Below are 12,485 nucleotides of genomic sequence, written 5' to 3'. Positions count from 1 at the left end.
TGGTGAGATAGCCGTTCAGTGGGGCCGTCCTTCGCTTATCGGGCACTCATGGCATCAAGCCATTCGTCGATCCAGGCCTTGCGGTTGTCGGCAACCGTTTCCGGCGGGAAGGACAGCGTTTTATCCGGGGTGACGACCCTGTCAAAGGCCGCCGGCAGCGGGCTTGATGTCGGCGCGGCAGGCAGCATCCAGTTCGTTGTCGGGATGACATCCTGAAAGGCCGGGGAAATCATGAAGGCCAGGAATTCCTTTGCCAGTTCCGGATCATCGGCCATGGCGGTGCGTGCGGCGACCTCGACCTGAATATAAAGACCATCGCTGATATTGGCCGCCTTGTAACGCTCGCTGTTTTCCTCGATCTCGTGATAGGTCGGCGAGGTGGTGTAGGAAAGCACCATCGGCGCTTCGCCGCCGGTAAAAAGGCCATAGGCTTCGGACCAGCCGGGCGTCACCGTCAGCACACGGTCCTTCATCGCCTTCCAGGCATCGGCAGCATCGTCGCCATAGACCGATTTGAACCAGAGCAGCATGCCAAGCCCGGGCGTCGACGTGCGCGGATCTTCGATGACGATCTTCTGGTCCTTGTCGCCATGGACCAGATCATCGAGACTTGTCGGCGGTGCGGACATGGCCTGGCTGTCATAGACGACGTCGAAATAGCCGTAATCGAAGGGCACGAAAGTGTCGTCAGCAAATCCACCGGGAATAGTGACGGCGCCGGTGTCGATCTCGGACGGGGCGAACAGGCCGGTGGCGCGGGCTTCGGCAATCAGGTTGTTGTCGAGGCCCAGCACGATATCGGCGGGACTCGACTTGCCCTCCAGCTTCAGCTTGTTCAAAAGCGCCACGCCGTCTTCGGCACTGACGAATTTCAGCGTGCAGCCGCATGTCGCCTCGAAGGCTTTCTTGATTTCAGGGCCGGGGCCCCAGTCGGCATTGAAGCTCTCATAGGTGTAGACGGTCAGCACCTTGTCAGCGGCAAAGCCGGAAGTCGCTGCAGAAAGGGCGGCAAGTCCCGTAAGGGCTGCAAGGCTAAGAGCGTGCTGCATGTGCCTCGATGCACCAGGACGCTCTATCTTATTGAATCTACGCATCGTTCCTTTCGAAAACCGATTCCGATTTTCGAGCCGATGCGCCAGGGAAATCATTTTTGGCATGACGCCATCTCCTCTTTAATTTTCGTCATGGAAGGGGAAAAGGGCGTCTGTTGCGACACGCGTCTAATCCCTCCGCCGGTCTTAACCGGATCAGGTTCCTCGGGTTGGCATTTGAGCCTCTCAGCAGCAGGATGGATCACCATCCGCAGCACCCCGTTAGAGCAAGGTCAGGAGTATCCCTGTCATTTCAGCATTGCAAGGGGGACGAGAAGATTTGAAAATGCTGGCCGAAATGACTACGTTCAGGCCTCACCGCATAAAATGCGGTGAACCCGCCGTCGCATCGCCCGGCATGGCCTTCTGGCCGGCTTTCAGCGATGCGCGATATTTGAGGAAAGAGGAATGCCGTGCCTGCGCTGAAAGGGTGACGGGCGGCATTCAGGTCGTCATGCGCAGGATGTGTGTCGGCTCGTCCTAGAGCGCCCGGCGTCGAAAGACGCGGCGCTGTGACACTCTTTATTTGCGCGATCGTTTCAGCGGCTGGGCTTGAAGCTCCCGCCTTTCGATGCGTGAGTGACCAACAGGAAGGAGCACATCAATGGCAGAAGCAAAGAGCGGGGATACGGTGCGTATCCATTATGTCGGAACGCTGAATGACGGTTCGACCTTTGATTCATCGGAAGGTCGCCAGCCGCTTGAATTCACCATCGGCGCCGGCCAGATCATTCCGGGCCTCGACCGGGAAATCTCCGGCATGGCTGTCGGTGATAGCCGCACGGTGACGGTCGTCTCGGTTGAGGCCTATGGCCCGCATGATCCGGCCAAGGTTCAGTCGGTGCCGCGTTCGGCCATGCCGGAAGGCGTTCCTGTCGAGCCGGGTCTCAGGCTTCAGGCCCGCACGCCCAACGGCGAAATGCTGCCGCTGGTCGTCACCGCCGTCGATGCCGAACAGGTGACCGTTGATGCCAATCATCCGCTGGCCGGACAGGATCTGACCTTCAAGGTCGATCTGGTGGAAATCGTCAAGGCCGCCTGAGGTCCAGACGGCATCATTTCAAAAGGGCGTCGCGATCGTGGCGCCCTTTTGTCTTACGTGGCTGAAAGGCCGAGCGCGCGTGAGAACTGATAGATCCAGGTCTCGGTCAGCGGCTGGCCGTCCATCGACAGGAAGACCCGAAGCTCGCTCAGCTGATCCGGCGGCAATTCGAGATCGAAGATCGCCCGCCAGACATTGCCGCCTGGCACCGGTTCGCAAAAGGCGCGGATGACCGTGCCGGCGCTGGTGGTGACATCCACCTTCGGAAACACGCCATAGGGGATGGTCTGCATCACCGATGGCCGATCGAAGGACAGCGCGAAGCGGTAGACATTTTCCGGGCGCGGCTTGCCGGGCTCGCCGCCAAGGCCAATGCGGGTGGAAATCGTCTGGGCGATGTTTTCCGCCGGATAGGGCTCATTGTTCTGCCAGAAGAGCCGGTAATGCAGCTGGTAGCTGTTGCCGCGCCGTGCGGGTTCATCCGGAACCCAGAAGGCGCCGATATTGTCATGGATTTCGTCATCGGTTGGTATTTCGAGCAGCTGAACGCCGCCCTTGCCGAGCGGTGCCAGCGGCTCGACCCACAGGCTCGGCCGGCGGTCATACATGACACCGTCCTGATAATGATCGAAATTGCGGTCGCGCTGCAACAGGCCGAATCCGCGCGGATTGTCGTCTGAAAAGGCCGAGATCCGCAGTTCAGGCGGATTGTTCAGCGGCCGCCACAGACGTTCGCCCGTTCCGGTCCACAAGGCAAGGCCGTCCGAATCGTGAACTTCCGGGCGCCAGTCGCGCATGCGCTCCCGGCCATATTCGCCATACCAGAACATCGAGGTCAGCGGCATGAGACCAAGCCGCTCGATGTCCTCCCGCAGAAACAGCGAGGATTCGATCTCCATATCGACGCCTTTTGTGCGATCGGTGCCGCGGCGAATGGAAAACCGGTAAGCACCGGTAATGCTCGGGCCGTCCAGAAGCGCACAAATCGTGACGGGCTGTTCGGGGTCCGTGGTTTCGGCGATGTAGAATTCGGTAAAGTCGGGAAATTCCTCGGCCTTGTCGGGCACGGCGGCATTGATGACGACGCCGCGGGCAGAAAGCCCATATTGACCGTCGGCGCCGATGGCGCGGAAATAGGATGCGCCGAGGAAAGCGACCCAGTCCTGGCTGCGCCAGTCATCGGCGCCCTTCCATTCCTGCAGGCGGAACCCGGCATAGCCGCTATCGGCGGGCAGCTGGCGCGCGGGGCTGTCATCCGGCATGTCGAACATGGACGGGTCATAGCTAACCTCAGATGCAACACCGTCCTCGACGAGAAACATCTTCACGCTCTTGGTAAAATAGCGCCCGAGATGAAAGAATTCCAATGGATAGGCGCCATCTGGACTGGTGCCGGCCTGACCGGAAAAGGGTGCCCTGTCGGTTCTGAACTTGATCTTGCCATGCTGTTCATAGTCGATCGCATGAACGACGTCAGGCATCGGCTGGTAGGGCGGAATATAGGGGGTATTGGCAAGCGCGCGTGCGCGCTCAATCAGAAGTTGGTATGAAAAAGGCTGCTGACCGAGCTGGTCTGCACGCGCTGCGCGCAGCGATGCGGGCAGAAGCGTAAATCCGGTCAGAAGGGCCGCGTTTTTCAGCAAGGTACGGCGCAGCATGGACATTTGCCAGAGTTCTCAATCGTGCATGTGAGGGGTCAATATCGGCGCTGCCTATACACCTTCCACCGGCCGAAACAAGAGCAATTCTGGGGTGGAATTGCGATTATGGCTGCGATTTTCGGCCGTGCTGCCAGACGGGCGTGCGCTGCGCATTTCCGGCGCTGGTTGACGTCTGCCTCACATGCATTTTTCCGGCGATGGCGCTCCCGGTTCCGGCGCGTGCAAAAACGTTGCGAACTGCTCGCCTCGATCGCCTGCCGCCGGGCCGAAAGGCGAATTGGGTTGGTGCGCGCTTATGGTAGGGCCGACGAAATTTCCGGTGTGATACGAGTCAGTTAGCCTTGTGTTGCAATGCCGAAAGGCGAATACCGGCTTTTATTTACGAATCATCTTGTGTCTGAGGTTTTGCCATCGTTTCGCCGAAAGTTTCTATTTTGTTAACGAGGTCGGTTGGCGCTTTGGGCCAGCCGTTTCGTGCGCCGCCCTGCGGCGAAAGATTTTGGGTGCTATTCGAACGGAATAGTTGAAAAAAAAAGGGTTTCAAATAAAACGTAGGAACCTTGTTCAGTCAGTAGCGTTTAGCGAATGAATGAGATGGTGCGACCTCGATCCTGAAAGCGCTTCTGTCCGGAAAAAACGGGCAGATGTAGCATGACAGGGCGGCGGAAACGGCCATTTGCTCCGCAGCAAGCGCCCCGCAAGGCCTTCACTTTATTGATGTTCCGGATTGTAGATGAAAAGAAGAACTTTCCTCGCCCAGACGGCAATGGGTGCCCTCGCCGTGTCTGCCATGGCCGGACCGGTGCTGGCCGACGGAGACCCGGCGCCAGCTGAGACACAACAGCCGGCGGCGCAACAAAAGCCAGCCATGCCGACGCTTTCGGACGATGCCATAGACTTTTCCTTCGATAGTCTGACGCAGATGATGAAGGAAAAGGCCGGCGAACCCTATGTCGCGCCGAAGGAGACGGGGGCAGGTCCCTTCGATGATCTGAGCTATGACGAGTTCCGTGCGATCCGTTACGATCCGAACAAGGCGATCTGGCGTGACCGTTCTGACTTTCAGATGCATGTCTTTCCGCTGGGCTGGCTCTACAAGACGCCGGTCGGGCTTTTTGAGGTTGCCGGTGGCAAGGCACGGCAGTTTGAGTTCACCGCCGATGATTTCATCTATCAGCCGCCGCTGGATCCATCGCGCTTTGCCGGCGCCGATCTTCCCGGCGTTGCCGGCTTCCGCCTGAACTACCCGCTCAATCGCAAAGATGTCAGCGACGAACTGATTTCCTTTCTCGGGGCGTCTTATTTCCGGGCGCTCGGCAAGGGCTCTCTTTACGGTCTTTCCGCCCGCGGTCTTGCGGTCAACACCGCGACCAATGCCGGCGAAGAGTTTCCGATGTTCACGGATTTCTACATTCAGCGGCCAAAGCCGGATGATGAGTCACTGACGGTCTTTGCCGCGCTTGATTCCAAGAGTGTCACCGGGGCTTACCGCTTCGTCATCACGCCGGGCATGAACACGCGGATGGAAGTGTCGGCGCGACTGTTCTTCAGGGCCGACATCAGTCGGCTCGGGATCGCGCCGATGACATCGATGTATCTGTTCGGCCCGGCCAATCATCACGCCTTCGATGATTATCGCGAGCGGGTCCATGACAGTGAAGGGTTGAAGATTATCCGTTCCGACCGAACCGAGGTCTGGCGGAGTCTCGAGAACCCGAAGAAGCTTGCCAATTCCTATCTCGGCGAGGCGAGCCCGCGCGCATTCGGACTTTATCAGCGTCACCGCAATTTCGATGACTATCAGGATGCGGAAGCGCATTACGAACGCCGCCCGTCGCTGCTGGTCGAACCCCTGAATGACTGGGGCGACGGCACCGTATCGCTGGTGGAGATTCCGACGGCGCTCGAGATCAATGACAATATCGTCTGCTTCTGGCAGCCCAAGGCGCCGGCGAAGGCTGGCGGGTCGGCGAATTACGATTATCGCCTGACCTGGGGTTCCATCGAAGAAGATCAGACAAGGCTTGCCCGTGTCGTCGAGCTGCGCAGCGGCGAAGGCGGCGTTTCGGGCAATGAAGATGACGACGGCACGCGCAAGTTTGTCGTCGATTTTGCCGGGGGCTCGCTTGCCGACCTGCCGGCGGGGACCGAGGTCCAGGCCAATGTCAGTGCCACCAATGCCCAGATCGTGCACAGCACCGTGTCTCAGGTCAACGGGCAGGGGGTCTGGCGGCTGGCGATCGACCTCAAGCCCGATGGCGACAAGCCGGTCGAGCTCGTCGGTTCCCTGAATGACGGCAAGCAGGACCTGAGTGAAATTTGGCTCTACCAGTGGAGAGTTGGAGATGAGAAACCGAATTGACAGTGAAACCGGGCTTGGCGAGATGAGCCGTTTTCTGCCCTCGGCGGCGCCGTTGCCGATGCCGGAGCAGATTCTGGAACGTTCGCGCCGCCACCGCGTTCCTATTCTGTCTTATCTGTTCCCCTTGTTTGGTGCCTCGCGGCGGCGGTCGATCTGATTGCCGTCTTCATAGCCGGGCAGGAGATTTGATATGCTCGCCACGCGACGCATAGTTTCGATCGGTTTTGCCATAATCGCCGCCATGATCGCGACGCGACTGGCTGTTGACGTGTTCTTTGCCGATGGAATGGACTGGGTCGATTTCGTGCGGATCTTCCTGTCCGCCGCGACCTCGGCCTGGATCGCCTGGGGGGCGGCACTGGGCATTGGCGGGCTGATCCCCGGATGGAAGCGCAAGATTGCGCGCGTGCAGCTTTCAGAAAGCGGCATGGGCGCACGCACGGCCATACTGGTTCCGGTCTATCACGAGGACGCCAAGGCGACCTTTTCGGCCGTGGCGGCAATGGCGGAAAGTCTTCAGCAGACGGGGCATGGCGGCCTTTTTGATTTCGTCGTCCTGTCCGACAGCCGCAATCCCGATATTGTTGCCGATGAGGAAGGCTGGTTCCTGACGCTGAAGAATGAGGTCGCTGAACCGATCGGCGTCTATTATCGCCGGCGCAGCGATAATTCCGGCAAGAAGGCTGGAAATATCGGCGAGTTCGTCCGCCATTACGGGGCTGGCTATACCTATATGCTGATCCTTGATGCCGACAGCCTGATGGAAGGGCAGACGGTGGTCGAAATGCTCCGCCGCATGGAGGCCGAGCCGCGACTCGGCCTGCTGCAGAGCCTGCCGAAGGTGATTGGCGCAAACAGCTGGTTTGCCCGCGCGCTTCAGTTTTCCGCCGGTCTGTTCTCGCCGATCTACACGCGGGGTCTTGCCGGGCTGCAGGGAACCGAAGGTCCGTTCTGGGGCCATAATGCGCTGGTGCGCACAGAAGCCTTTGCCGAAAGCTGCGGCCTGCCGGAACTGCACGGTGCCGCCCCCTTCGGCGGACACATCCTCAGTCATGATTATGTCGAAGCCGCCCTTTTGGCGCGGCGCGACTGGATTGTCCGGGTCGATCCCGATCTTGTCGGCTCCTACGAGCAGGGGCCGCAAAATGTGATTGATTTCGCCAAGCGCGACCGCCGTTGGTGCCAGGGCAATCTCCAGCACATCAAGCTGATCGGCGCACCGGGGCTGAAGGGCTGGAACCGTTTCACCTTTCTGCAGGGGATCATGGCCTATCTGACCTCGCCGCTGTGGATGCTGTTCATCATCGCCTGTATTGTCGCACCGCTTTTTGCACCAGAACCGGACTATTTCCCGACGCCTTATCTTCACGCGATCTTTCCGCGCGCCGAGACCGCCCTCGCGGTCACGATGATGGTTGGTGTCGGCGGTCTTCTGATCGGGCCGAAACTGCTGATCGCTCTCAGAAGCGGCCTGACCGGTGAGGCGCGGGCCTCGGGCGGTTTTCTTGCCGTGTTCTGGTCGACGCTGGTCGAGATCATCTGGTCGTCGCTTCTGGCGCCGATCACGTTGATGTATCAGAGCCGCTCGGTGGTGCAGGTTCTGCTGGGCATGGATGGCGGCTGGCCAGCCTCCAACCGCGAGGGGCAGACGCTTTCCGTCTCCGATGCCTTTCAGGCCAGCTGGTGGATCGTCGCGACCGGGCTGTTGCTGCTGATCGGCTCGAAAATGCTGGCACCGGATCTGTTTTACTGGCTGATGCCGATCGCCGTGCCACAGATCCTTGCGCCCTTCATGATTGCCTTTACCTCATCGAAACGTTCCGGCGTGATCGCGGCCAGGCTTGGCCTGTTCAAGACCGTCGAGGAACGTCAGCCAGCTCCTGTCATCCTGATCCAGCGCAATATCCAGTCGCGCTGGGAGACGGAGATGGCCGAAATTCCCGGCGCTGACCGGGATGACTTGAAACAGGCAGAAGAGCCTGTCGGCGCTCAGGCGCTGCACGGATAGAGCAATGAACACAATTGATGGCAAGGACAAGAACGGGCTCCTCCCTCGAAAGAAGAGCCCGCGGGACGCACGCATCGATGTTTTGCGCGGACTGGCGCTGATCATGATCTTTATCGATCACGTCCCGGGCAATTTCTTCTCCAACTACACGATCCGCATGTTCGGTTTTTCCGATGCCGCGGAGGGTTTTGTGCTTATTGCCGGCGTCTCGGCCGGTCTTGCCTATTCGCGCGGCTATTATCGCGGCCGCTATGGCGAGACCACCGCCAAGATCTTCCAGAGGATGAAGACGATCTACGGGGTTCACATCCTTTCGAGCCTTGCCGGAATCGTCGTCGTCCTGCTCGCCGCCGCCTTCTTTCCGCTGACGGATTATGTCGGCTCGCTCGGGATCACCAAGGTCGTCACTGCACCCTATGAAACGCTGTCCGGACTGTTTCTGCTGACCTATCAGATCGCCTATTTCAATATCCTGCCGCTCTATCTCATCCTGTTCCTGTTCCTGCCGACGCTGATGTGGCTGGGAACGCGCAGCCTGATGCTGATGCTTGCCGTATCGGCCGGCATTTTCGTGCTTGGCCGCGTCGTGCCACTTCACATGTTCAACTGGCCGCAGGGCGGGGGCTGGTATTTCAATCCGTTCTGCTGGCAGCTGCTCTTTGCCATCGGTCTTGCCGGCGGCATGTCCGCCAAGCGCGGAGAGCGCTGGATTCCCTTCTCACCGGCCCTGTTTCTGGTGTCGCTGGCAATCGTCCTGTTCGCCGGCTACTGGCAGTTTATCGTGCGCGACGCATTTCCCTGGCCGGATGATACGCCGCGCTTCATCGCCGATCAGCGCAAGGACATGCTGGCACTGCTCAGGCTCGTCAATGTGCTGGCGCTTGCCTATGTGCTGACGTCGATACCCGCCTTCCCGGCACTGGCGCGATCGGCGATCATGCGGCCTATCGATATTCTCGGACGGGCAAGCCTTGCAACCTTTGCCACCGGTTCGGTCATTGCGATGATGCTGCAGACCCTGCGGGCGGTCGTTGATACCAGTCTCCTGGAAGATAGCGCCCTGCTGCTGGCGGGCCTGACGGCGCAATACTGGGTGGCGCGCTGGTCTCTGGAGCGGCGGCAGCGCCTGCGCGCTCAGCGTCGGCGCCGGGTGATCGCCTTTGTGCCGGCACCGCTGGGCCATGACGAGATGGCGGCGCAGGCCAGCCTCAAGCGCAATTCGATGTGAGCGAAGAAGACGGCGGCACCGCCGGTGTGCTGACGTCCAGCCGTGCCGGGAATGGCCTCATGCGGATGCGGCCAGGGGTTTCTTCACCGGCACCGGATGATGCTCGCCAAGACGGATCCGCTTCAAAAGCACCGATGCGCAAAGACCGATCAGCGCCATGGTGACGGAGAACATGAACAGGTTGGCGAAGGCATCGGAATAGCCGGCAATCGCGGCCTGATGGGCCGGACCTGTCAGCGTTGCAAGGGCCGTCGGTGTCAATTCGGCAAGATTGCCGGCGCCAGGGATCATCCCGGCATCGTCAAGACCCTTGGCAAGAATGGCTCCGTAAACCGAGATGGCCATGGCGGCGCCGATCATGCGCGACAGCGTGACAGTGCCGGTCGCCGCGCCAATGTCGCCGCCACGGGCGGCATTTTGCACGCCGAGCACCGGAACCTGCTGGCCAAAGCCGATCCCCATGCCCTGAAGTGCCATCAGGGTGGCAATCAGCCACAGCGGAGAGACCGGCGCAAACAGCATCAGCAGGATAAAGGCGGTCGCCGACAGGCACATGCTGGCCACCGCATAGCGCTTGTAATACCCGGTCTTCGCGATCAGACGGCCGGTGGTGAGCGAGCCAAGAACAATTCCAAGCGTCACAGGAATGAAGAACAGGCCGGCCTTGGCCGGGGCAAGACCATGAACGGTCTGCAGGAAGAGCGCAAAATAATTGACCATGCCAAGCGCGATACCGCCGCTTGCCACCGAGAGAATGATCAGCAGGGCGACAGTGGGGTTCTTCAGCAGCGGCAGCGGAATGATCGGCTCGGGGGCGCGGCGTTCGACAAGGACCCAGGCAATGGCGAAGACAGCCGCCAGCGCGATGACGAGAAGGCTCTGCGGGGCGATCATCGAACCGAAGATCTCGCTCGAATCGCTCCACAACACGATACCGGTCACGCTTGCCGCCAGCAGCACGGCGCCAGCCAGATCGATCTTCGGCTTGCGGTCCGGTTTTCTGTTCGGCACCAGAAGCGCCAGCCCGGCAAGCACGATCAGGCCAAGCGGCAGGTTGATCAGGAAGATCGAGCGCCAGCCAAAGGCGGCTGTCATCGTGCCGCCGAGCATCGGGCCGAAAGCACCGGACGTCATGATCACCAGGGAGGTATAGCTTTGATAGCGGGCCCGCTCACGGCCGGGAAACAGATCGGCATTCAGCGCGAAGATCGATACCATCAGCCCGCCGCCGCCGAAGCCCTGCAAGACGCGGGCGGCAATCAGCGTGTTCATGGACACGGCGAGGCCGCAGGTCAGCGAGCCGATCAGGAAGATCGTCACTGCCGCCATCAGCACATATTTCCGGCCGATCAGGTCGCCGAGCTTGCCGTAGACCGGCATCACCGCACAGGTTGCCAGAAGATAGGCGGAGGCGACCCAGCCGAAGCGCTCCATATGGCCGAAATCGCCGACAATCGTCGGCAGCGCGGTCGAGACGATCTGATTGTCCAGCGTTGCCAGAAACATCGCCATCAGCAGAAACAGAAAGACGATAATGCGAAGCCTTGGATCTTCGACGAGAGAAACGAAATTGCCTTGCTGGTTCATCAGATGCGGATCCGGCTTTTAAGGGGTTTCGATGGGCGACGCGCCACAAAGGGGGTGAGAGTGCCCTGCGCCGCGTTTCGGTACTGTGGCGGCGACCTGTTCACGCATGCCGAAATGATGCTCAGTGGGCAAAATCCGGCGGAATATGTGCGAAAGTCATGTATTTGTCAATGTCAAACGCGTGCCGAGGTCATATTTCCTCGGGCGCGATTTCCTGATAAAGCATTGATGTATGACTCACGAACAGGACAAGTACGCCGCCCAGTCGGCCTCACCGGACGCGATCGAACGGATTTCAGCCGCGATGACGCGCAACCGTCTGATGACCCGGCGGCGCATCATCGGCAGACTGGCGATTGCCAAAGTGGCGCCAGCGCTCGAAGTTTCACATCTTGATGTGCTGGATGCGGTGAGACGTGCTGGCACCAAGGGTGACGCGACCATTGGCGTTGTCGCGGAAAGCATGCGCATCGACCCGTCGCGCGCCAGCCGGATCGTCGCCGAGATGGTGAATGAAGGTGTGCTGGAGCGACGCGTCTGCCAGAGCGATGCCCGTCGCACGGTGCTGGTGATGACGGAACGCGGGCAAGAGCTGGTGCAGGAGATCCGCAAGGTCAAGCGTGAGCTGCTGCATTCGATCACCGACAGCTGGCCCCATGAAGATGTCGAAGTGTTCGCGCGGCTTTATGAGCGCTTCATCGCCGCGCTGGAAAAGCGCACCGGTGAATATTCGGCGCAGCAGGCCGGCGCCAGGGATGATGATGGCGCGTAAGCGCCGAAAAGGGCAAAAGGCGCATAGATGGGACTTCCGCTTGGCGCGGGCTTTCGCTATTGCCTTTCTCCATGACACAGACGGATTTCACCATTTTGCTTGGCGGCGCGCTCACGGTTGACAAGCGTCTCAGCGAACGTGTGGCCAATAGCCGGTTCATCGCGGCCGATGGCGGCATGGCCCATGCCGTTCTGCTCGGTGTGACGCCCGAGCTCTGGGTCGGCGATTTCGATTCCAGCGACGCCGAAACAACCGCACGGTTCCATGCGGTCGAACGCAAGACCTTCCCGCCGGCCAAGGCGGAGACGGATGGTGCGCTTGCGGTGCGTGAGGCCATTGCGCGCGGCGCGAAACGCATCATCATGGCTGGCGCGCTTTCAGGCGCGCGCTCAGATCATGCGATGATGAACATGCTCTTTGCCGTCAGCCTCGCGGCAGAAGGGTTCGAGATCATGCTGACCTCAGGCGAGGAGGAGGCCTATCCGCTGCTTCCCGGCACGCTTGAGATTGATCTTCCGCCAGGTGCGCTGTTTTCCGTGCTCGGCTTTTCCGATCTCGCCGGGCTCTCGATCGAAAATGCCGGCTATCCCTTGCAGGGCTTTTCGGTCGCCTTCGGTTCACCCAGAACCGTTTCCAACATTGCCGGGCGCGCCGGCGGGCCGGTCCGGCTGTCGCTTGAGGCCGGACGGGCGATCATATTGGCGCGGCCCCATGACTTTACGGGAGTTTGACTG

Annotated in this window: 10 protein-coding genes and 1 riboswitch; of the genes, 7 read left to right on the top strand and 3 right to left on the bottom strand. The window is 60.2% G+C overall.

Going from position 1 to position 12,485, the window contains the following annotated elements:
* Positions 1–35: 35 nt before the first annotated feature.
* Positions 36–1,049, bottom strand: coding sequence for a thiamine ABC transporter substrate binding subunit (thiB, locus tag HCK86_RS13745; RefSeq protein ID WP_176085049.1), 1,014 nt, complete (start codon positions 1,047–1,049; stop codon positions 36–38).
* A gap of 158 nt (positions 1,050–1,207) precedes the next feature.
* Positions 1,208–1,323, bottom strand: a riboswitch (TPP riboswitch).
* Positions 1,324–1,695: 372 nt separating this feature from the next.
* On the opposite strand from thiB, the gene HCK86_RS13740 reads away from it, so the two are divergent.
* Positions 1,696–2,133 carry a peptidylprolyl isomerase gene (locus HCK86_RS13740; RefSeq protein WP_176085048.1) on the top strand — a complete coding sequence of 146 codons (438 nt, stop codon included), beginning with the start codon at positions 1,696–1,698 and terminating at the stop codon, positions 2,131–2,133.
* Positions 2,134–2,186: 53 nt separating this feature from the next.
* On the opposite strand, the gene HCK86_RS13735 is transcribed toward HCK86_RS13740, so the two are convergent.
* Positions 2,187–3,791 carry a glucan biosynthesis protein gene (locus HCK86_RS13735; protein WP_176085047.1) on the bottom strand — a complete coding sequence of 535 codons (1,605 nt, stop codon included), beginning with the start codon at positions 3,789–3,791 and terminating at the stop codon, positions 2,187–2,189.
* 736 nt (positions 3,792–4,527) lie between these two features.
* Here HCK86_RS13735 and HCK86_RS13730 point away from each other — a divergent pair.
* The 4 genes from HCK86_RS13730 to HCK86_RS13715 are packed head-to-tail and all read left to right on the top strand — an operon-like array spanning position 4,528 to position 9,392.
* Positions 4,528–6,156: a glucan biosynthesis protein G gene (locus tag HCK86_RS13730; protein ID WP_176085046.1), complete on the top strand. Its 1,629-nt coding sequence runs from the start codon at positions 4,528–4,530 to the stop codon at positions 6,154–6,156.
* Entirely contained in the window at positions 6,140–6,313 is a 174-nt protein-coding gene (locus tag HCK86_RS13725; protein WP_176085045.1) for a hypothetical protein, read from the top strand. Before HCK86_RS13730 ends, HCK86_RS13725 begins: the two co-directional genes overlap by 17 nt.
* Positions 6,314–6,346: 33 nt before the next feature.
* Complete coding sequence (gene mdoH, locus HCK86_RS13720) at positions 6,347–8,164, top strand: glucans biosynthesis glucosyltransferase MdoH (RefSeq protein ID WP_176085044.1); 1,818 nt, start codon at positions 6,347–6,349, stop codon at positions 8,162–8,164.
* Positions 8,165–8,168: 4 nt separating this feature from the next.
* On the top strand, positions 8,169–9,392 hold the full coding sequence (locus tag HCK86_RS13715) for an OpgC domain-containing protein (RefSeq protein WP_176085043.1): 1,224 nt from the start codon (positions 8,169–8,171) through the stop codon (positions 9,390–9,392).
* A gap of 57 nt (positions 9,393–9,449) precedes the next feature.
* Here the strand turns inward: HCK86_RS13715 and HCK86_RS13710 are convergent, their stop codons facing one another.
* Complete coding sequence (locus tag HCK86_RS13710; protein ID WP_176085042.1) at positions 9,450–10,979, bottom strand: MDR family MFS transporter; 1,530 nt, start codon at positions 10,977–10,979, stop codon at positions 9,450–9,452.
* 232 nt (positions 10,980–11,211) lie between these two features.
* Between HCK86_RS13710 and HCK86_RS13705 the strand changes: the two genes are divergently transcribed.
* Positions 11,212–11,751, top strand: coding sequence for a MarR family winged helix-turn-helix transcriptional regulator (locus tag HCK86_RS13705; RefSeq protein ID WP_176085041.1), 540 nt, complete (start codon positions 11,212–11,214; stop codon positions 11,749–11,751).
* Between the two features lie 71 nt (positions 11,752–11,822).
* The gene (locus HCK86_RS13700) at positions 11,823–12,482 is read left to right on the top strand and encodes a thiamine diphosphokinase (RefSeq protein ID WP_176085040.1); all 660 of its coding nucleotides are present in this window, start codon (positions 11,823–11,825) and stop codon (positions 12,480–12,482) included.
* Positions 12,483–12,485 lie beyond the last annotated feature (3 nt).

Source organism: Martelella sp. HB161492 (assembly GCF_013184775.1).
Classification (GTDB): Bacteria; Pseudomonadota; Alphaproteobacteria; order Rhizobiales; family Rhizobiaceae; genus Martelella.
This window is presented reverse-complemented; position numbering and strand designations above follow the sequence as displayed.